Origin of the sequence: uncultured Flavobacterium sp., assembly GCF_963974175.1 — a bacterium.
GTDB lineage: Bacteria > Bacteroidota > Bacteroidia > Flavobacteriales > Flavobacteriaceae > Flavobacterium.
Map to the genome: position 1 here is coordinate 28,106 of NZ_CAXBBR010000003.1, position 20,967 is coordinate 49,072.

General features: G+C 32.9%; 16 protein-coding genes. 6 read left to right on the forward strand and 10 right to left on the reverse strand.

Features of this window, described 5'->3' with window-relative positions; genetic code table 11:
- Positions 1-151 precede the first annotated feature (151 nt).
- The 3 genes from AAC069_RS05420 to AAC069_RS05430 are packed head-to-tail and all read left to right on the forward strand — an operon-like array spanning position 152 to position 3,485.
- A complete protein-coding gene (locus tag AAC069_RS05420) occupies positions 152-1,099 on the forward strand; it encodes an ABC-three component system protein (RefSeq protein ID WP_339919471.1) in 948 nt (315 codons plus the stop codon).
- Positions 1,100-1,104: 5 nt separating this feature from the next.
- The gene (locus AAC069_RS05425) at positions 1,105-1,575 is read left to right on the forward strand and encodes an ABC-three component system middle component 2 (RefSeq protein WP_339919472.1); all 471 of its coding nucleotides are present in this window, start codon (positions 1,105-1,107) and stop codon (positions 1,573-1,575) included.
- Positions 1,572-3,485, forward strand: a complete 1,914-nt coding sequence (locus AAC069_RS05430; protein ID WP_339919473.1) for a hypothetical protein — start codon at positions 1,572-1,574, stop codon at positions 3,483-3,485. Before AAC069_RS05425 ends, AAC069_RS05430 begins: the two co-directional genes overlap by 4 nt.
- Positions 3,486-3,979: 494 nt before the next feature.
- Here the strand turns inward: AAC069_RS05430 and AAC069_RS05435 are convergent, their stop codons facing one another.
- Together AAC069_RS05435 and sbcD are read right to left on the reverse strand one after the other, a co-directional pair.
- Positions 3,980-7,024 carry an AAA family ATPase gene (locus AAC069_RS05435; protein WP_339919474.1) on the reverse strand — a complete coding sequence of 1,015 codons (3,045 nt, stop codon included), beginning with the start codon at positions 7,022-7,024 and terminating at the stop codon, positions 3,980-3,982.
- Between the two features lie 12 nt (positions 7,025-7,036).
- Positions 7,037-8,260 (reverse strand): exonuclease subunit SbcD, encoded by a 1,224-nt coding sequence (gene sbcD, locus AAC069_RS05440; protein WP_339919475.1) that lies wholly within the window; start codon positions 8,258-8,260, stop codon positions 7,037-7,039.
- A gap of 719 nt (positions 8,261-8,979) precedes the next feature.
- Between sbcD and AAC069_RS05445 the strand changes: the two genes are divergently transcribed.
- The 3 genes from AAC069_RS05445 (at position 8,980) to AAC069_RS05455 (ending at position 10,671) form a co-directional block, all read left to right on the forward strand.
- Entirely contained in the window at positions 8,980-9,186 is a 207-nt protein-coding gene (locus AAC069_RS05445; RefSeq protein WP_339919476.1) for a hypothetical protein, read from the forward strand.
- A 48-nt stretch (positions 9,187-9,234) separates the two neighbouring features.
- On the forward strand, positions 9,235-9,810 hold the full coding sequence (locus AAC069_RS05450; protein ID WP_339919477.1) for a hypothetical protein: 576 nt from the start codon (positions 9,235-9,237) through the stop codon (positions 9,808-9,810).
- Positions 9,811-10,101: 291 nt separating this feature from the next.
- Complete coding sequence (locus AAC069_RS05455; RefSeq protein WP_339919478.1) at positions 10,102-10,671, forward strand: pentapeptide repeat-containing protein; 570 nt, start codon at positions 10,102-10,104, stop codon at positions 10,669-10,671.
- Positions 10,672-10,732: 61 nt separating this feature from the next.
- Here the strand turns inward: AAC069_RS05455 and AAC069_RS05460 are convergent, their stop codons facing one another.
- From AAC069_RS05460 to AAC069_RS05495, 8 genes are all read right to left on the reverse strand, one after another.
- A complete protein-coding gene (locus AAC069_RS05460; RefSeq protein ID WP_339919479.1) occupies positions 10,733-12,160 on the reverse strand; it encodes a TolC family protein in 1,428 nt (475 codons plus the stop codon).
- On the reverse strand, positions 12,138-15,317 hold the full coding sequence (locus AAC069_RS05465) for an efflux RND transporter permease subunit (RefSeq protein WP_339919480.1): 3,180 nt from the start codon (positions 15,315-15,317) through the stop codon (positions 12,138-12,140). The genes AAC069_RS05460 and AAC069_RS05465 overlap by 23 nt, the downstream gene beginning before the upstream one ends.
- A 25-nt stretch (positions 15,318-15,342) precedes the next feature.
- Positions 15,343-16,425, reverse strand: a complete 1,083-nt coding sequence (locus AAC069_RS05470) for an efflux RND transporter periplasmic adaptor subunit (protein WP_339919481.1) — start codon at positions 16,423-16,425, stop codon at positions 15,343-15,345.
- 167 nt (positions 16,426-16,592) lie between these two features.
- Positions 16,593-16,973, reverse strand: a complete 381-nt coding sequence (locus AAC069_RS05475; protein ID WP_339919482.1) for a hypothetical protein — start codon at positions 16,971-16,973, stop codon at positions 16,593-16,595.
- A gap of 270 nt (positions 16,974-17,243) precedes the next feature.
- On the reverse strand, positions 17,244-17,921 hold the full coding sequence (locus AAC069_RS05480) for an ABC transporter ATP-binding protein (RefSeq protein WP_339919483.1): 678 nt from the start codon (positions 17,919-17,921) through the stop codon (positions 17,244-17,246).
- A gap of 1 nt (position 17,922) precedes the next feature.
- Positions 17,923-19,179 (reverse strand): FtsX-like permease family protein, encoded by a 1,257-nt coding sequence (locus AAC069_RS05485; RefSeq protein ID WP_339919484.1) that lies wholly within the window; start codon positions 19,177-19,179, stop codon positions 17,923-17,925.
- Positions 19,176-20,267, reverse strand: coding sequence for an efflux RND transporter periplasmic adaptor subunit (locus AAC069_RS05490; protein WP_339919485.1), 1,092 nt, complete (start codon positions 20,265-20,267; stop codon positions 19,176-19,178). Before AAC069_RS05490 ends, AAC069_RS05485 begins: the two co-directional genes overlap by 4 nt.
- A gap of 135 nt (positions 20,268-20,402) precedes the next feature.
- Positions 20,403-20,900 carry a GNAT family N-acetyltransferase gene (locus tag AAC069_RS05495; RefSeq protein WP_339919486.1) on the reverse strand — a complete coding sequence of 166 codons (498 nt, stop codon included), beginning with the start codon at positions 20,898-20,900 and terminating at the stop codon, positions 20,403-20,405.
- Positions 20,901-20,967 lie beyond the last annotated feature (67 nt).

Sequence of the window (20,967 nt, forward strand, 5' to 3'; positions counted from 1 at the left end):
TGGTTTTTAAATAATGAGGTACAATAAATTTATTATTTGAAGTGATGACACATAGAGTATTTTCCCAAATTCACATTAAATAGTTGAATTTAGTTATTTTATTAAGGATTTAATTACATTTGAGAAATAATTTTTTTCTAAAATATTAAATGTGAGCAGAGATTTCGATTATTTATTAAAAAAACATGGGAAAATAGGTTCAAGATCTGTTTTTGAAGATGCATGTGAAAAAGCATTTACTTCAGAGTATAAAGATGCGTTTACGATAAAATGTAACCCAGGTGATGATGGTATAGATATCTTCGTTGGAGATTTTACTGATCCAATCGAAGTCTATCAATGTAAATGTTTCTTTTTTGAAATCGGGGAAATACAAAAAAAACAGATTCGAGACTCTTTCAAAAAGGCTAGAACATCAACCAATTTTAAAATGAAAAAATGGTGTCTATGTGTTCCAAAAAGCCTTACAATAGAAGAAATGAAATGGTGGAGCTCATGGAAAAAAACAAACGAGAAAAAATTTAATATTGATATAGAATTATTTGACAGTGTGAGACTCTTAAATCTAATTCGAAAAAACAAAATAGACTTAGAAATTTTTGATGAAGAAGAAAGACTATTATTAACTGAAATTCTGGCAATATTAGAAAAAAAAGAAGAACGACTTAAAGAAATTTTATCTGTCCCAGAAGACGAAGATTATACTGAACGAATTTTCGCTTTAAAATTAAAATCTGCTAAAATTGAGGATAATATGGAAATCTACAATAAGCAATTTTTTAACGCTGAGATTTTAACTAAAGAAGTACAAAGTAAAAATATTGAATCAGATATCAAAGAATTAAAGAACTTAAAAGATTCGATTCAAGAAATGTGGTTAACACAGTACTTAATGTATGATGATGAAAATGATGGCAATAAATTATTAGGGATTATAAATTCAAGGATTGAAGATTTTAGCTATTATCATTTAAAAACTGTTTTATCAGTTAGTGTATCTGAAAAAAAAGGAATTTTACATCAATTAGCAGACGAATGCACGGTCGGATGGGTAAAAAAATACAAAGAAAGATTAAAATTATATCTTGAAAAACAATAATAAACATGCTGAAATTAAAGGGTAAATATGAGTTTTTAATAGGCTCAATGAGAGTTTTAACTCTACTTTCTGCTTTTGAAAACAATAGAAGTTATCAAATGACTTTTGATAAATTAATATTGTTAGATTTTTATATGCGATTCCCTCAAACAATGTTAAATCTAGATGTGAAAAATTTCGATTTTGAAGAATTATATTCTTTTTACCATTCATATCCTGATAGAGAATACTATCAAAAAATACTTCGAATTTTAATCTCAAAGAGAATTATTGAAAAAGAAATTTTTAGCTCATCATTTGTATATAGAATTAATCCTATTGGTCTTGAAATAGTAAAAGGAATAAAAAACGAGTACTCAACTCAAATGTATTTAAATGCGCTTCTTATTAAAAAAACAATTTCCAAACTTAGCGAAGCAAAAATCAGAGAAGAAATTTCTAATAAAAGCTTAAATAATATTCACCTTATATCATGAGAATAAAATTCAATAAGTTAATACTTTCAGGGGAAGAGAAAGATTATATCGTGACTTTTAAAGATGGGCTTAATTTTATTACTGGACCAATCTCTACTGGCAAGTCAACAATTTTAGAATTACTAGACTATTGTCTAGGTAAAAAAAATCACAAAGATTATACTGAAGTTAAATTAACTTGTAAATATGTTTCTCTAGATATTACCATAAATGGTGAACGCATTTTAATTGAGCGTCCTCTTTTTTCATTCGATTTACCAGTAAAATATTATCAGTGGGATGAAAATATAAATTCTTTTTCAAAAATTTTTGGATACCTTATTGTATCGAGCCCTAATGAAGATAATTCCTTATCTCGTTTTTTAAATGAAAAACTTGGTATACCTGAATTTAAATTATCTGGACAATCTTTTAGTTTCAGAGATATTTACAAATATTGCTACATAGGACAGACTAAAATCGACAGCGAGAATATTTTAGAAGAAAAAAATTACACTTATAGTTTTAAAAGAAAACCAACTTTAGATATAATATTTAATTCTTTAAATCTTTTGCTTCAAGAATTAAAAAATGATGAAAAGTCTCAAAGAGAAGCTGTCAACTCTATGCTTGACAGAAAAATTGCTATAATCAGTTTTTTAAGAGAAGTAGAATTGTTTTCAACAAATGATGAAAACGAAAAAACAAAAGCTAGTTTAATAATTAAGAAAAATGAGCTGCAACAATCATTATACGAATTAAAAACAAATGGTAAAATTGAAAATAATAATACAAAATCCATAGAAGACGAATTATTCTCAAATCGTCGCAAACTAACCAGAATCGATATCGATTTAGATGAAACACAAAATTATCTAATCAAGCTAGATCGATTAAGGAATCAATATTTTAACGAAATAATTAAAATTGATTATTTAATCATATCTAATGGTAGACTTCAAAATATTGAATTTCATTCCTGTCCCTCCTGCAGCACAGAAGTTGAAGTAAAAGATTATGATGTTTGTAATCTTTGTGGGCAAGAGTTAACTGAATTTAATGATGAAGAAGAAAAAGCTATTAAAACCGAAAGAAAACGCTTGAATTCAAAATTAACTTCTTTAATCGAATTTATAAATAATCAAAATCAAATATTAGTTGATTTAACAAAGAAAAAAGTCAAGCTGACAAGCATAATAAGCGAATTAGAAGTTACTATTAATAATATTCAAAAAGAATTTATAAGCCCTTTCATTGAAAAAATAGAAAAGCTCAATAGAGATATTGGAGAAGTGAGTAAACAGATTGAAAATCTAAATTTAAGTTTAAATGTCCAAAGCGAACTATTATCTTTGGCTGATAATATCCAATCTGAAGAAAACAAATTAGACAGTTTAAGAAAACAAATAAAAGATATTTTAGAAGATAATACAGATATGCCTGATCTAATGGCCAAATTAAGTGTTATTTTCGAAAAAACGCTTAAAGCTTTTAACTTTCCAAAACTTACTACTGCATATATCGATACCAAAACGTATCTTCCATTTGTTAGAAATATTAAATATGACAGTATAGGTAGTCTAGGAGCTGTAACATTAATTAATATTGCATACTTTTTGTCTATTCTAGAATTAAGTCTAAAATTAAAAAAATCATATCACCCAAAAGTACTAATTTTCGACACAATTGGTAAGAATCTAGGTACCAGAGAGTCTGCAGGTAGTAATGATGAATTTAAGGATAGTAAGATTTTTAAATCTTTGTTAGTATATTTAAAAGGTTTTGCGGAAAAGTATAAGGATAAAATGCAATTGATTATAGTTAATAATGATTATACCGATGATATTGTAGACACTGATATTATTGTTAAATTTGATGGAGATGGAACTAAAGGAATTGACTATGGTTTAATCACTGATATTACCAGTTAGTTACCCCTATAATTACCCCCTTTAAAAATATATTGCTTTTACAGCCTACTATCTGTGGGCATCTAGAGGTTTCGTTATAATCCAGTCAAGGTCACAAAATTAAAGGCTCTGATGAAAATCAGAGCTTTTTTTGTATAAAAAAATGATGTTGAGTTTGCTCATAAAATCAATTTTTTACACAAAAAAAGATTTTCAATCAATGATTGAAAAGAACTTTTCATTTCCGGTACGGAGCTCATACTGGATCAACGAAGTTAATCCAGTCTCTTTTAGACAACGTAGTTTACTCCTAAAAAACTTAGCGTCAGATATCATTATTCTTCAATTCCTCGATGATATAGTTCAACCGGATGCTACAACTTAGGGAATTTATAACTGTAACAGAAGGTAAAACCGATTATCAGTTACTTCTTCTGCAAATAATTATTAATTTTCATAGCAGTACATCTATTCCTTTGGTTTGACTACTAATTTTTAATAAAATCTCCTTCAATCTAATTCCAACTTTCAGTTACTACACTTCCCTTTTCTTCATCTTTAATCACATTGATAGAACGAGGAATACGTTCTTGTAGTTCTGCGACATGCGAAATGATTCCAACAATTCTATTTTCTTTGTAAAGTGATTGCAAGGTTTCAAAAACCACAGCGACACTTTCGGGATCTTGCGTTCCAAAACCTTCATCAATAAAAAAGAAATTCTTATCATTTTTATTTAAAGATTGCACACTTTCTGCTAATGCCAAAGCCAAACATAAAGAAGCTTGAAAACCTTGACCTCCTGAAAGCGTTTTTACACTTCTAGAAGCACCATCATTCAGGTAATCAATCACTTCGAACTCATTGGAATTATTAATCGTTAAACTCAGTTGGTTTTTAGTCATACGATGAAAACGGACATTAGCTACATCTGCTAAATTTTGCAAATAAATACTAGAAACATAGTTTACAAAACCACTAGCGTTAAACATATTGGCTAATGTTCCTAAGTTTGTAGAACGGGTATTTAATACTTCAAACTGAGCTAATAAGGTTGCTTTTTCTAGCAACGATGCATTACTACGTTTTAAGTTGTCTTGCAAGGTCGATAGCTTTCCTAATTGGGTTTCAACCTTTAATTTAACCTCTGCAACCAGAATTCGTTTATCTTCAAAAACTTTACTATCAAAGCTCTGGTTCACTACTAACTTCTCTGATTCGGCAACAGCATTCTCTGCTACTTTTAAATCTACGGTAAACTGCTTTGTTCGTGCTTTCTCTACTTCTATATCCCAAGCCTTAGAAAGAATTAGTTGAACGGTATCTATCGAATCCAAGTGATGCGTTTGGAGTAATTCAGTTATTTTCTTTTGGGTTTCGAGTACTAATTGTTCGTTTGAAACCACTTGTTCACTAATCAGTTTAAAATTAGCTTCTATTCCTGCTAATTCTTTATCTTGAAGTACAATCGCATCCGATTTTAATTTATATTCTGATGCTACTCTGCTGTTTTCTAAATGTAATTTTGTTTTTTCATCACGAATTATAGCAGTGTCCGTTTGCGCATAATCCGCAAAGGCAAGTACTTTTAATTGGGATAATTCATTCGCTATCGCTCCTGATTTGGATGCTTTTTCATTGGCAATAGTTCCTTTATTTGCCGATTGAACTTTCAGTTGTTCTGCCAATTGTTCCTGCAGTGTACGAGTATCTTTTTCCCTTTTTTCGGTCTCAGATATGGATTTTTCGATAACTTGCTGCTCTTGTTTTTTAGCCAAGAAACCAGCATCATCTGTAGCACTAAATGCTGTCCAAATGAATTTTGAAAGATGAATTTTAGAATCGGATTCCAAAGCTTCTTTATCGATAACAGTCAATCGCAATTGTTCGACTGCATGTGTAATATCATTTTCGATTTTGAAAGCTTTCTTCTCGATTAATGTAATTTCATTTTCGCTATTTTCTAATTTTAAAATCGTGGCTTCCACAATCGCCAATTGTTCCGAAACATCTTCGGCTTGCATCACATTTGGATGTTCTAGCGATCCACACAAAGGACAGTTTTCGCCATCGTGCAAATTATGGGCAAAATGTGCTAATTCTTTGGAAACCAAAAGCTTTGTTTTGGTTGCAAAAACAGCTTTCTTTTCTTTCAAAAGCAGTTCTCGTTTTTCCTCTACGACTGTTTTCCAAGTATCCACAGACAATTCCAGTACTGTAAACAATATTTTTTGTGTCTCTAAATAATCTTGAATAACTTTTATTCTTGTCGCTTTTGCCGTTAATTGCTCTACTAAATATTCTTGTTTAGTAAACCAATTACCCACTTCTAGCAATACGTTTCCATCAAGCTTTTTAGATTTTAAAGCACCCAATTCTGTTTGAATAGCAGATAAATTTTGCTTTAGCTCGCTTTCTTTCTTTTCGCTTTCCAAAAATAGTAGTTCGATATCTTTACTCTTTTTTTCGACTACCGCAACTTCCAACTGTAAACCAACTATTTTTTCGATCGATTCTAAATCGGAGACTTTATTTTTGGAGTTATCTAATTGGTCGAAAAGTGGTTGCAATTCTTCCATTACAATTCTATTCGCTTTCTTGCTCTCCTCAACTGCTTTTTTACTGCTTTCGAGTAAAAATAATTGTTCTTTTGCTTTGGATAAGCTTGTTGTTGCATAACCCAACTCATTTAATACACCCTTAAAAGCTTTGTCTGTGATTTCAAACGCATCAATCTCGGTTTGTAGCGCATCCATTTTTGGTTTTTGTTCGATAAAAGTAGAAAGGAGGGTTTTCTTTTTTTCTAAGTCTTCAAAATTAGTTTTTAAAGTAGTCATTTTTTGGAGCTCGGTTTCCACCAATTCCAATTCGGTTTTATTCGTTTGTAATTCCGTATTCGCTGCTACTACTTCCTCTTCTAAAGCTGTAATGGTTTCTTTCGAAATCGCTTCAAATCCTGATAATGCCCCTTTAAGTTGATCCAACTGTGTTCTGGCGGCACTTTGTGCGCTTGCCACTTTCGACGCTAAATCAAATCGCTGCAGATGAAAAATTTCTTTCATCATATCCGAACGATCTTTTCCTTTCAAGTCCAAAAACTCCTTGAACTTTCCTTGCGGAATGATAATCGTACGACGAAAATTTTCATAAGTTAGTCCTATTAACAATGTTGCATCGGCAGAAGTCATGGGAACCCATTCCTCCTCTATCCATTCGTACGCCAAGCGTTCTATGGTTGTGGTTTCTTCAAAACGTTTTTTATTTCTTTTCCAATCGGCTACAAACTTGAATTTCCGTTCTTCAAAATTTAAAAAATCAAATTCAATATTAGCTCTATCTGATTTTAAATTTAGCATGTTATACGAACGTTTGTCTCTACTGTTCAAACGCTCCGTTTCTCCATACAAGACAAAACCAATAGCTTCTAAAACAGAGGATTTCCCAGAACCCACCGCTCCAAAAATACCGAATAAACCCGCATTTGTCAATTCTTCAAAATCAATAGTTTGTTTTTTTTGATACGAATACAAACCGGTAATACTTAATTTTAATGGTAACATAAAGGGTGTTTTTTATTCGTTTTTAGCTTGGCTTCCAATAATTTCATTGAACAACTCCAACAATTCGTCGTTGGGTTCCTGTTTGTGTTTCGAAACAAAGTAATCCTTGAACAATCCTTGAATGTCTTGATCTAAATTTACTTTTGGAGTTTGTTGCTCCGCATTGCCATCCTTAGTTACAATTGGAATGATAAAGATGATTCCGTCGTGACTTTCATGGATTCGTTTGAGATCTTGTGTTGCAAAAAAAGTATCACTAACCAAAGTCAATTCAACTAAACAATAGGGATTCTCTAACAACCATGCTAGAGCATCATCTATATTTTCAAACCGTTTTCGATGTAAAACCCGCCCCGATTGCAGCGGAATACCTGTAAATTTCACAGCCTCATTTGGCTGGACTTCAATTAGAACTACTTTTTTTTCTTGTCCCGCTTCCGAAAAACTATAAGACAGTGGACTACTAGAGTACACTACAGGACTAGGATGCCCACCCACATTCTGAAAACGATGCAGATGCCCTAAAGCGGTATATTGCATTTGATGTGGAATACAATCGGTATATACGATATCGGCATTCCCAATACGCAATGGTTTTTCGCCATCGGGCTCTTCTAGGATTTCTCCTCCACGCTTCAACATATACAAATGCGTGGTTAGGATATTCACTCCCTTGGTATTGCAATATTTATCGGCAAGTGCAGCCCAAGAATCTTGCAATAGCTGATTCAATTGTTGTTCTTTATTTTCGGCTCCCAAATAGGTTTTCAAACGCATTTCGTTCGCATAAGGCGTGGTGATGATGCGGATAGGAAAATCATATTGTGGCAGTTGAATTTCTATAAAACCGTTTTCTGATTGGGTTATTTCAAATCCGTACTCAATAGTTATGGTTGGAATCGTAACATCAGGATTACCTACAAATAATATCCCACATTCACGTGCTAAAGGATTTGGGGAATCTATTCGATCTGGACTGTCGTGGTTCCCTGCAATGGCTATTACTGGACGTTTACCATTATTCGTGAGTCTTTTCAGCGTTTTATAAAGTAAATCTATAGCTTCTACTGGAGGATTGAATGTGTCAAATAAATCCCCTGCTACTATAACCACATCTGCATTCTGGCTGTCCGCTATATCACAAATTTCATTCATTACTTTCTTTTGCTCTTCCAAGCGAGAAAAATGATCCAGTTTCTTTCCTAAATGCCAATCGGCAGTGTGTAATACTTTCATGCTTTAAACTTATAATGAGTAACTTATCTTAATCTTGGTTCAATCCTACTCTTTTCAATAGCAATATCGCAATAAAAAACGATATAAAAGTACCATTTGGCACAAATGAATCATTGTAAAAATACTAAATTAAAAAATGTCAATTTTATGGAAAACCGTAATCTTATACTCATAATTAACTGTACTATTGTTTTGATATTATAAAGACAAAAAACTTTAAATGTCACGGTTTGGCGTTATAGCCAATTACTTTTACAAAATAAAAATACAGCACTATGACTATCGAAGAAGTTAAACAAAAATTCTAGAAACACATCCGTCTTGGAATGCGACTGATGCTTCCATAGATGACAACACATATGCTGAAGTTCAAAAAGGTTATATTAGAGAGCTAATAGCTGATTATTGCGAAGCGCAAGGCTATGTGGTAAATGGGTTTCCAACAGAAAAAAGAGAATTAGGTAAAACGAATGTGTTTCTGGTGGAACGGGTTGGGCAATTCAAATGACTATTGAGCATCACAAAAAAGTATATGTGTTTAACCAACTTCAAAATACTTGGTTTGAATGGTCTTATGCTGCCTCTATATTCTGTATTATAAAAATTTGCCCTACTATCCCCTCCGTGAACTTTGCAGCCATTGGTATTCGAAAAATTAATCCAGATAGAATTAATGCCATTGAAAACATATATAAAAAATCATTTAAAATACACTAAACATGAAACAAATACGTATAACTTTGAGTGACGAACAACATGAAAAACTCAAAGCTAAATTACAGGACGAAGGACAAAAAAATCTAGAGCACAGCACAATGTCTGGATTCTCAATTACGTTAAATGAAGCTTTTCCGGGTATGTCATGGTTAACGGTTGATATGAACGGTGAACTAGATTTGGGTGACGTAAATTGGGATATACTTTAATCTTCCCATTTTATGTTTAGCTATTTCCCTTTAGAATAAATCAAAACGATGCCCAAACTAAAAATTAACATATTCGGAGAAGGAATAGAAGTCAGACAACTACGATTAGATGCGGATACCTATGAGCATTGGACGGAAATTGCCTCTAGAAAAAAGAGACCTCTCACCGATTTACTGTTAGATCCATTTTTTTATTATCAATTGAAGGATAATAGATTTACTTCAATTTTAGACTTAGACGCAACCGTACTATCGGGAGTTTTAGATAAACCAAAAAGTCAAATCGAAATTTGGTTCAACCGCCACAAAGTATTAAAACTAAAACCAAACGAACTATTCAATGAATTAGTTTTATTTCCATTGTACAAAGTCGATAAAAACAATATTTTTAATTCAAATCAATTAGAAACAGGACTTTACATTATAAAAAAAGAAATTGGATTAATTAGTTGTTTAGAATTAGAAATTGATACCAACCTACTTCAAATAGATGATTTTAAGTTCATAATAACAGAGTTTAAAAGAGAGCAATTTCTAAGTGATATTAAATATCAAAATCAAAACTTGAATCTTGTAAAAAATGATACGGTTATTACTTATCAAACTGGTTATGAGGTTGAATAAATAGCATGTTATAGTTTACAAAATCAAATAAAAAAATCTATCCTTCACAATCCCGATGCGAGACAAAGATAGAATGCTGTATTGTAAAAACACTTCCTTCATTATCTTAATCTACTTTTCTGTACGAGGGCTCAATTTACCTGATAATCAATCATTAAAAAAACATCCCGGCTTCTACAAATCTTGTAAAAAAACGATTTGAAATTTGTACATTTGACCGCATAAAAAACGCAATTATCTAACTAAACGATAATTGCTTTTTTGCTTCTTATCAAATTCATCTCCAAAAAAATGTCTAAATACAATATTGACTTACAATACAATGAAATCACCTATAGTGAAAACGAAGTCAATTTCAAGGAATTTGAATCTTGCACTTTTACCAATTGTGATTTCTCCCAATGTAATTTTATTGCAGTAACTTTTATCGACTGCAATTTCAATTCTTGTAGTTTTTCTACTGCCAAAATAAATCATGTTGCCTTTAGAACAGTCTTTTTTAACACCTGTAAAATGATCGATGTGAACTTTGCTATGTGCGACAAATTCATTTTTGAAGTTCATTTTAAGGATTGTATTTTGGATTTCTCCAAATTTTATGCCTTAAAGATGAAAGGCACTACATTCACAAATACTAGTCTGGTTGCCGTTGACTTCATGAGTACTAATTTAACCGAAGTCTTATTTAACAACTGTGATTTATACCGTTCTGAATTTGAAAAAGCAATTGCCGACAAAGCCGACTTTAGAACGAGCTATAACTATTCAATCGATCCTGCCAAAACGAAACTTAAAAAAGCACAATTTTCTATTGAAGGTCTAAAAGGGTTGCTAACCAAGTACGATATTATTGTCGAATAAGATATTTTAATAAAAAAAAGCCGGAATAAATTCCGACTCTCATTTCAAATTAAATTAGTGGCTATCTCCAACCGCCTCCAAGATCTTTATAAACATTAACAACGGCATTCAATTGGTCTTTTTTAGTTTCTATTAATTCCAATTTTGTTTCTAGTGCATCCCGTTGTGTAAGTAACACTTCTAAATAATCAACTCTCGCTGACTTAAACAAATCATTTGAAACATCTATAGATCTGTCTAAAGCAGCTACTTGTTTTGATTTTAAATCATAGCTTTTTTCTAAGTTATCAATTTTAGAAAGTTGGTTTGACACTTCTAAATACGCATTTAAAATTACGCGCTCATAGTTATACATCGCCTGAATTTGTCTTGCATTTGCATTACTGAACTCCGCTTTTATAGCATTCCTATTAATTAATGGTGCCGCTAAATCTCCTGCCAATGAGTACAATAATGAAGCAGGTGACTTAAACAAGAAAGAGGTTTTGAATGCATTATACCCAACTCCTGCTGAAATCCCGAAAGAAGGAAAAAACTCTGCTCTCGCTACTTTCACATCTAATTTGGCTGCAGCCAATTCTAATTCGGCTTGTTTGATGTCTGGACGGTTCGTTAGCAATTGCGAAGGAATCCCTACTTGCATAGCTTCAGGAACAATACTTAAAACAGCGGTTCTGTCTCTTTGAATTTCCTGAGGAAAACGACCTAAGAGAAAATTGATTCTATTCTCTGTCTCCTTGATATTTTGATTAATATCATACTCCATGCTTTGTGACTTCAGCACCTCAGCTTGGAATTTCTGTACTGCTAATTCCGTTCCTCTTGCCGCTTCTTTTTGCAATTTTACAATTTCTAAGGCATTCTTTTGAAGCGCAATATTTTGTTTTACAATTAGGAGTTGGTTGTCCAAAGCCTGCAGTTCATAGTACGAAGTAGCAACCTCGGCAACAAGATTAGTCAGTACAAAGTTTTTACCTTCGACCGTGGCTAAATAGCGAGTAACCGCTGCTTTTTTTGCAGTATGCAGTTTATTCCAGATATCTACTTCCCAATTGGCGTAAGCCCCAATACTAAAATCTGTCAGTGGATCAGGCATTTCTCTTCCTGGATAAATCTCAGTAGAAGCATCGCCCGCGCCCGTACTAGTATATCGTCCTACTTTTTCGACACCAGTACCCGCTCTAAGACCTACTGTTGGTAATAAAAATCCTTTTCTAATTCGTGCTTCATTTTTTGCTATTTCAATTTCCTGTAACGTAATTTGCAACTCTTGGTTGTTTTGAAGTGCGGTATCAATCAACTTTTGCAGGTTCTTATTAGTAAAGAAACTTCTCCACTTCATACTTGCAACAGTAGTGGTATCTGTACTAGTAACAAATGCGTTTGGAATAGCTACTTTAGCAGTGCTTTCTACAGCTGATGGTGCCTTACAACCTACTACCATGATACAGATAGCTATGGCAATACTATTTTTCTTTATGAACTTCATTGTTATCAATTTCTTCAGTTAATGGATTTTCTTCTTCATTTTTTACCAACTTGTATTTCTCTGCTATTCGACCAAAGATGTAATACAATCCCGGAATTACAAACACACCGCAAATTGTACCAATAAGCATCCCTCCAGCTGCTGCTGTTCCAATAGTTCTATTACCAATTTTACCTGGTCCAGTAGCAAAAACCAATGGTAGCAAACCTGCGATAAAAGCAAATGATGTCATCAAAATAGGACGGAACCTAGCTTTTGCTCCTTCCATTGCAGCATCTAGCACTGATTTCCCTGCTGCATGTCGCTGAATGGCAAATTCCACAATCAAAACGGCATTTTTACCCAGCAACCCTATCAACATTACCATAGCTACTTGAGCATAGATATTGTTTTCGAGTCCTGTTAATTTCAATAAAAGAAAAGCTCCAAATATACCCGCTGGTAAGGATAGAATTACAGATAAAGGCAGAATAAAACTTTCGTATTGGGCCGCTAAGACTAAGTACACAAATCCTAAACAGATAAGGAATACCCAGATGGCCTGATTTCCTTGTGATACCTCATCAGCAGAAATACCTGCCCAGTCAATATCGTATCCTCTTGGTAATTTTTCAGCGGCAACTTCTTGAATGACTTTAATAGCTGTACCACTACTATATCCAGCGGCGGCAGAACCGCTAATCTCTGTAGAAGTATACATATTGTGTCTCGTAATCTCCGATAATCCATATACTTTTTCTAACTTCATAAAAGCAGAATAAGGAACCATTTCATCTCGGTTATTTTTAACGTAGAGTTTCAAAATATCCTCTGGCAATGCACGATATTCTGGAGATGCTTGCACGATTACTTTATAATTAATTCCATATTTAATAAAACTAATTTCGTAATTACTTCCCACTAAAGTAGACAAGGTATTCATTGCATTCTCAATGGAAACTCCTTTTTGCTGTGCTAGGTCATTATCCACTTTCATCATGTACTGAGGAAAACTGGCGCTATAGAAACTGAATACATTAGATAATTCAGGACGTTTGTTTAATTCTTTTACAAAATCATTATTAATCGCCTCCATTTTTTTGTAATCACCTGAACCCGTTTTATCCAATAAACGAAGCTCAAATCCTCCCGCAGCGCCATATCCTGGTACCGCTGGTGGTTGGAAAAATTCAATATTTGCACCAGGAATATCTTTAGATTTTTCTTCTAATTCTGCCATAATCTCTACAACAGAGTGCTTTCTATCATTCCAGTCCTTAAGATTAATCAAACAAGTTCCTGCATTAGATCCAGTACCTTCAGTCAAAATTTCATAACCTGCTAAAGAAGAAACCGATTTTACTCCTTCAACACCTTCGGCAATTTTTTGCAATTTTACTGAAATATCATTTGTTCGTTCTAGTGAAGATCCCGGAGGTGTTTGAATAATGGCATAAAACATCCCTTGATCCTCATTCGGGATAAATCCAGAAGGAACCGTGCTACTGATTAACCATGTTCCTGCACAAAATCCTACCAGTGCAATAAAAGTAATCGCTCTTCTATTTATAATTTTGGCTAGTAAATTTTGATATTTACCTTGAGTAAGGTTAAATAGGTTATTAAAACCATCTACAAATCTATTTATAGGCGTTTTCTTTTTCGGTTTACCATGATTGTTTTTTAACATCATCGCACAAAGTGCAGGTGTCAATGTCAATGCAACGATTCCCGAAAGAATAATTGCTGTTGCCATCGTAATAGAGAACTGTCTATAAAACACCCCAACTGGGCCAGACATAAACGCAACTGGAATAAATACTGCAGCCATCAAGAACGTAATAGCCACAATAGCTCCCGAAATTTCATGCATCGCTTTTTTAGTCGCTTTTAATGGGCCGATATGTTCTTCCTCCATCTTAGCGTGCACGGCTTCGATTACCACAATGGCGTCATCGACGACCACTCCAATAGCCAAAACCAACGCAAACAACGTAATTAAGTTAAGTGAAATATCGAAGAATTGCATGAACATAAAAGTTCCAACTAATGATACTGGCACCGCAATTGCTGGGATTATTGTAGAGCGCCAATCTCCTAAGAAAAGAAATACCACTAAGCCTACCAAAATAAAAGCTTCAATTAAAGTATGTATTACTTTTTCAATAGAAGCATCCAAGAATTTAGAAACATCATATGAAATTTCATAATCCATTCCTTTTGGGAATTTTTTCTTGATGGTTTCTAATTTGGCTTTTACATCTTCAATAACTTGATTTGCATTACTACCAAATGATTGTTTCAATACAATCGCTGCAGACGGTTTACCATTTAAATTCGAATAGATATCATACATCGAACTTCCAAACTCAATATTAGCAACATCTTTTAATCTTAATATTTCGCCGTTTGCATTGGAACGTAATATTATATTTCCATATTGTTTTTCGGTTGTAAATCGGCCTGAATATTTCAATACATATTCAAATGCTTGTGAACGTTTACCGGAGGCTTCTCCTGTTTTTCCCGGTGAAGCTTCTAAACTTTGACTTGATAAAGCTTCCATTACCTCATCGGTAGAAATTTTATAGGCCAACATACGATCGGGTTTCAACCAAATACGCATAGCATATTCGCGAGTTCCTAAAATATCTCCAGAACCAACGCCATTTACCCTTTTCAATTCAGATAAAACATTGATATCGGCATAATTGTACAAAAACTTTTGGTCGGTATTTTTATCCGTACTAAAAAGGTTTACATACATCAGCATACTTGGAACTTCACGAGTAATTTTCACACCTTCTCTTACCACTAATGGCGGTAGTTTATTAACCACAGAAGCCACACGATTTTGAACATTAATAGCGGCTTGATTAGGATCAGTACCTAAGTTGAATACGACTTGAATACTAGCTTCACCATCATTTCCTGCATCGGAAGTCATGTATTTCATTCCCGGTACTCCATTTAAGGCTCGTTCTAAAGGAATAACAACTGATTTGATCATCAATTCTCCATTAGAACCTGGGTAATCTGCTGTAACATTCACCATTGGTGGTGAAATGGATGGGAATTGGGTAATAGGTAAATTCATCACCGACAATACCCCTAAAAAGACAATTATTAGCGATATTACTATCGACAAGACGGGCCTTTGGATAAATTTATTAAACATTTATATATTTTTTTATAGGATTAATTTATTCCGCTTTTAACCTTAAATGCTCAATTACAATTTTAGGATCCATTGTTTTACATTTAATTTTATCGCCCTCTTTTACCTTTTGAACACCTTCCAATAAAATCATATCGCTAGCTGAAACACCGCTTTTTAGCACATACAAGTCAGGCATTTCACCCTTAATTTCAATTTCTTGAGAATGTACAATGCAGTTTTTATCTACTAAAAACACATATTTTTTGTCTTGGATTTCATATGTTGCCTTTTGTGGAATTACTAAAGCAATTTTCAGCGGAACAGTCATTAGTACTTTACCTGTCTCACCATTTTTAAGTAATTTATCAGGATTAGGGAATCTTGATCTAAAAGCTATATTTCCAGTTTCGCTATCAAATTCACTCTCTATCACCTCTACTTTTCCTTTGTATTTCAATGGCGTACCATTAGCTAAAAGTAAACCTACTTGGTTTTGAGCACGGTTCTTAATATCAGTTTCATAATCTAAATATTCTGGCTCAGAAACATTGAAATAAGCATACATCTCACTATTGTCAGAAAGGCTAGTCAATAATTCACCTTCATCAATAAGACTGCCTAATTTTTTAGGTAGTCTATCAATAGTTCCTGAGAATGGCGCTCTAATATCAGTCGCAGATAAATGAAATTTAGCCATTGCCATTTCGGCTCTTGCCTGATCTAATTTAGCTTTGGCTACAGCCAATTCATTTTTAGAAACTACATTCTTATCGGCTAAATCTTTAGTGTTTTGTAATTCTATTTCTGAAGCCTTTACTTCGGCTAGCGCCTTTTGATATTCAGCTTCGTACATCGTAGGTAATATTTTAAATAATATTTGACCTGCCTTCACATATTGACCTTCATCAACATAAATTTTTTGTAAGAACCCTTTTTCTAAAGCTCTAATTTCTATGTTTTTAACAGACCGTATTTGTGAAACATATTCCTTTGTAAATGAGGTGTCAACTACAACCGGATTTGTAACTGAAAACGTTTCTGTTACTTCTTTCTCTTCTTTTTTTGAGTTACAACTCGTTAAGCTTATTAGGGCGATTAGCCCTGATAAAATGGCGATTCTCTTCATGATAGTTTATGAATTGAGTACTTGATTGATTGGATTTAAAAATATTATGGGCAAAACAAGTCATCAGTAGCCATGGCGTGTCCGAAAACCGTCATTTGGAAAAATAAAGTTATTTTTCTCCGTTAGAGATTAAAAGTCATTAATTTATCAACTGATGAAGTCAATAATCAAATTCTTAAAACTCTTATTATAATGTAGATTGGTTGGGAATATCCAAAAAAAGACGGAAAGTTTTTTATGCCTTTTAAATTATCTTTTAAATAAAAGAAATTGGAATTTGTAATATACCATTTGTGAGTAGCCTCAAAATTTAATGGTACAAATTTATTTGAGGTATTATCTGAATTAAGATTATCCTCTCCAGTATCTGTATCTTCAATAATTTTATTATACTGATCTGAATTGTCACGTAAACCTTGATTTTCTAAAAAATGTTTTTGAGCCAAAGAGTTCTGCGCACTACAAGGATGTGTACGGTTAACAGTTAAATTTTCACCTTTGCAAAAAAAGAATGTGCAAAGGAATATAAAAAAAATTGTTGCTCTCATTTCGAGGTCAAATGTAGTTAAACAATGAAAGTGAAAATTAATTTTATGATTTTGTTAAGTAAAAATCAACGCAATCGTTTTTCCTGTAAATGGCAGTAGTAACGAAATAGTTATAAGCAGTTAGAATAGAATTAATTAGCAATTTTACAAAAAACATGTTTATTCTAAATTGTAAGAACTACTTATTATTTTTTATCTGCCTACTTCTTAATATATGCTGAATAATTGTGATTATTATATTTAAATTAGAGTAAAAAGCACTCCGTTTCCCTAAGAAATAATTCGGCCGTCCTCCATTGTAATTATTCGATCTGTTTTATCGGCAAAATCAGGATCGTGAGTCACAATCAATATTGTTTGATTAAAATCTACAGTTAACCTTTTGAAAATATCAAATACGATATCTCCGCTTTTCCTGTCTAAGTTTCCCGTAGGCTCATCCCCCATAATAATCAAAGGATCATTAATTAAAGCACGAGCAATAGCAACACGCTGCTTTTCTCCTCCGCTCAATTGATTAGGCATTTTTAAAGCATGCTGATCTATCTCTAATGTTTTTAAATGTCCCATCGCACGATGCTCTAATTCCTCTTTAGAATATTTACCTAATTTAAAACCAGGAAGCATCACGTTATTTAGAACATTATATTCTGGTAACAGATAATGAAATTGAAATACAAAACCGATTTTTTCATTTCTAATTTTAGCCAAATTCTCATCAGATTGCCCCGTAATAAGCTCATTATGTATTAGTAACTGTCCTTCATAATCAGTATCCATGGTAGATAGCAAATACAACAAAGTAGATTTTCCACAACCAGACTTACCTACTATGGATGCAAACTCACCATAATTAATCTTCAAATTAATATCTTTGATTACTTGAAATTTCTTCGGATTGTAAAAATATTTGATTAACCCTTTGGTCTCTAAAGCTGTTTCTTTCATATCATTTTCCTCTAATAATTTCAACGGGATCTACCCTGCTTGCTTTCATGGCTGGAAATAAACCAGAGATAATTGTTGTAAAAAGCGCAAATACTATTCCGATGCCGTAGTAAGCAATATTATAATCAATAGGATAAGTCGTAACAGATGGTACAGAAGTCGTTGTGAATGGGATAATGTCAATTATACTAGAAAAGATATAACCGAAAATTAATCCAAAAATACCTCCCGCAACTCCTATTATTATCGATAAGGATATAAAAATCCATTTGACATCGTTCCCAGAGAATCCTGTAGCTTTAAGAATAGCTATACTATCCATTTTTTCATAAATCATCATATTCAATATGTTGTAAATTCCAAAACCGGCAACTATCAATAATACGATTCCTACTGTGTAAGAAATAATGCTACGAACGGTACTTCCTGTTTCAAATTGCACATTAGCAGCCAAGTAATCTATCGTATCCAAATTAAACACAGTATGAAACTCTTTGGCCATAGCCACAGCCAATTCTTTATTATAAAGATTAACTTGAATATCAGTAATATAATTTTTAGGTTGACCTAATAATTTTTGAGCGGTAGTTAATGACGTATAACTAGACATATTATCAATATCAGCGATCCCTGTTTCAGAAATCCCTACTATTTTTAAGGAGGCTAAATTTCCATTAGAAGTGGATACTTTAATAATATCTCCTTTCGAAAGTAACATCTTATCCGACAAACCTTTTCCTATAATGATGCTGTTGTTCTGATTCAAATCAGACAATTTACCTTCTTTAATATAATCGCTTGTCATAAAAAGAGTGTTCTCTGCAACAACATCTATTCCGTTCACAAAGCCAGAAATTTCAATAGTTCCTGAATTAAATAAAACAGAAGCAGTCACTTTTGGTGCGACATCAATTACTCGTTTATCTTGTTTTAAAGTCCTAATAATCGACATGCTATTGTATATCGATTTCCCTCGATCTTTTGGTTTTATCGAATGAATAAAACCAGTATTCCCTTTATATTCATAAGACAATGATAGAGGTTGATTATCCGATGGTTTTACTTCATTATACATCCGAATGTGCGGTGTTCTATTCAGCATTAATCCATCCAGTAATTCATTCAATCCGCTCATAAAACTGACCAAAGAGATAAACATAGCAATACTAAAAGTGACACCCACAGCGGCAACAATAGTTTGTTTAAGTCTAGCTCTAAGCAAATGAAAAGCAATATCTAAAATCAGTTTATAATTCACTGTTTCGGAGTATAAATAGTTTCTTCCTTTTTCAATCCTTCTAAAATCTCCACCTTTTGGTAATCATTCAAACCAATTTTCACTTTTCTTCTCTCATCATTATTAACAATCACATATTCATTGTCTACTAAATAACTTCTAGGAATAGTAATCGTATTTTCTTTTGTCTGAATAATTATATTTGCTTCGGCCGTTAGATTAGGATATAGTTTTCTTGGGGCTTTAACAAATTGGGCTTCAATTTTAAATGTACGGGAACGGGCATCCATAATAGGATATATTTTATCAACTATTGCTTCAAAAACTTCTCCTTTATAACTGTCCATAGTAACTAATACTTTCTGACCCAAAACGACACGCACCATATCATTCTCGTCCACTTCGAGTTCCAATACAAACGAATTTGCCTTCCCTATTATCGCTAGTGGCGTCTGAGTGGTAACTAAGGAACCTTTATCAACCAAAACATCAAACAATTGTCCAGCGATAGCGCTTTTAATACTAAAATCACTTTGGGTGTTTTGGCTGTATTTAAGATTGATGTTGTTGCGATCTTGGTCGTTCTTCAACTGTGCTTTGAGTTGTGCCAATTGCTTTTTAGCCGACTCATAATTTATCTTAGAGCTTTTATAAGCTAATTCAAATCTTTCAAAGTCCACCTCTGAAATCCCTTCAAGCGATCTGATTTTATTGTTTCTATTATAAATGGATTCGTCAAGAGTTAGCTTATCCTTTGCCGATTGTACTTTTAGCTCCATCTCTGCAATCTTATCCCTAATGTAAAGACTATTTCCTTGACTAAGTTGATACGCTAATCTGGCATTTTCAGTGTTTAATTCTGCTTTTTCGCTTTCAAGTTCAAAAAGCAACTGACCTTGCCCTACAGCTTGTCCTGCAGCAACTTTTATTTTTTGCAAAATACCATTTACAGTGGAGTAAACGGTATATTGATCCTTTGCTTTAATAATTCCTGATGCATAGACACTTTCGGTTACAGTGCCAAGGGTGGGTTTTATTCCTTCGTTTTTTTTCGAACAAGACAGTGCTAAAAACAGCACCGCTAATAAAGTGTAATTTCCAAATTTCATCCCAATCGATTTAATAAAAATAAGTGATAAACAAACACTTAAATTTACCGCTTTTTTCTCACAATATATCTATTAAAATAGTTTTTAAAACAATAACCCGACTGTTTTGTTCAAATTACACTGAGGAAGCTAAAATTACAATTGTTTTTCTAACATGTAATCTTCCATTAAATAGCCGTGATCCAATTCTATATCTTCTTTTCCAACGATTTCAAAACCTAGTTTTTGATAGAAGGTTAATGCTTTGTTGAATCGATTTACGTTCAAGGAAAGAATCTTTGAGTGATTCTTTTTCGCATAATCTATAACGGTATCAATCAACAACTTGCCTGCCCCTTTTCCTTGCGCTTCAGGAAGCAAGTATATCTTATGCAAACGAGTTACTTTATCATTTAAATAATCATGCTGAAAGGAAGCAAAACCAAGACAAACATCTCCCTCAGAAGCTAAAATAAAATGATGCCCATTATTAGTGGCATTATCTCTTAATACATCTACAGAATAAAAGGCTTTTAACATATACTCCAATTGTGCTGCAGATAGAATTTCGCCATATACATCCGGCCAAGTTTTATAGGCAATTTCTCGAATTGTTTTAAAATCTTTAGAAGTAGCTTCTGAAATAGTTATCATGTAAATGGATTGTGAAATTTATAATTATGCAAACGTAAAAAAATAGTATTTATAAAACGTTTTTTTA

Excerpts from the sequence above, each read along its gene's own strand:
- AAC069_RS05450 (WP_339919477.1), top strand. The coding sequence starts at position 9,235 with ATGCCCAAACTAAAAATTAACATATTCGGAGAAGGAATAGAAGTCAGA.
- AAC069_RS05435 (WP_339919474.1), bottom strand. The coding sequence starts at position 7,024 with ATGTTACCATTAAAATTAAGTATTACCGGTTTGTATTCGTATCAAAAA.
- AAC069_RS05495 (WP_339919486.1), bottom strand. The coding sequence starts at position 20,900 with ATGATAACTATTTCAGAAGCTACTTCTAAAGATTTTAAAACAATTCGA.
- AAC069_RS05480 (WP_339919483.1), bottom strand. The coding sequence starts at position 17,921 with ATGAAAGAAACAGCTTTAGAGACCAAAGGGTTAATCAAATATTTTTAC.
- AAC069_RS05455 (WP_339919478.1), top strand. The coding sequence starts at position 10,102 with ATGTCTAAATACAATATTGACTTACAATACAATGAAATCACCTATAGT.
- AAC069_RS05460 (WP_339919479.1), bottom strand. The coding sequence starts at position 12,160 with ATGAAGTTCATAAAGAAAAATAGTATTGCCATAGCTATCTGTATCATG.
- AAC069_RS05470 (WP_339919481.1), bottom strand. The coding sequence starts at position 16,425 with ATGAAGAGAATCGCCATTTTATCAGGGCTAATCGCCCTAATAAGCTTA.
- AAC069_RS05465 (WP_339919480.1), bottom strand. The coding sequence starts at position 15,317 with ATGTTTAATAAATTTATCCAAAGGCCCGTCTTGTCGATAGTAATATCG.
- AAC069_RS05475 (WP_339919482.1), bottom strand. The coding sequence starts at position 16,973 with ATGAGAGCAACAATTTTTTTTATATTCCTTTGCACATTCTTTTTTTGC.
- AAC069_RS05430 (WP_339919473.1), top strand. The coding sequence starts at position 1,572 with ATGAGAATAAAATTCAATAAGTTAATACTTTCAGGGGAAGAGAAAGAT.
- AAC069_RS05425 (WP_339919472.1), top strand. The coding sequence starts at position 1,105 with ATGCTGAAATTAAAGGGTAAATATGAGTTTTTAATAGGCTCAATGAGA.
- AAC069_RS05490 (WP_339919485.1), bottom strand. The coding sequence starts at position 20,267 with ATGAAATTTGGAAATTACACTTTATTAGCGGTGCTGTTTTTAGCACTG.
- sbcD (WP_339919475.1), bottom strand. The coding sequence starts at position 8,260 with ATGAAAGTATTACACACTGCCGATTGGCATTTAGGAAAGAAACTGGAT.
- AAC069_RS05445 (WP_339919476.1), top strand. The coding sequence starts at position 8,980 with ATGAAACAAATACGTATAACTTTGAGTGACGAACAACATGAAAAACTC.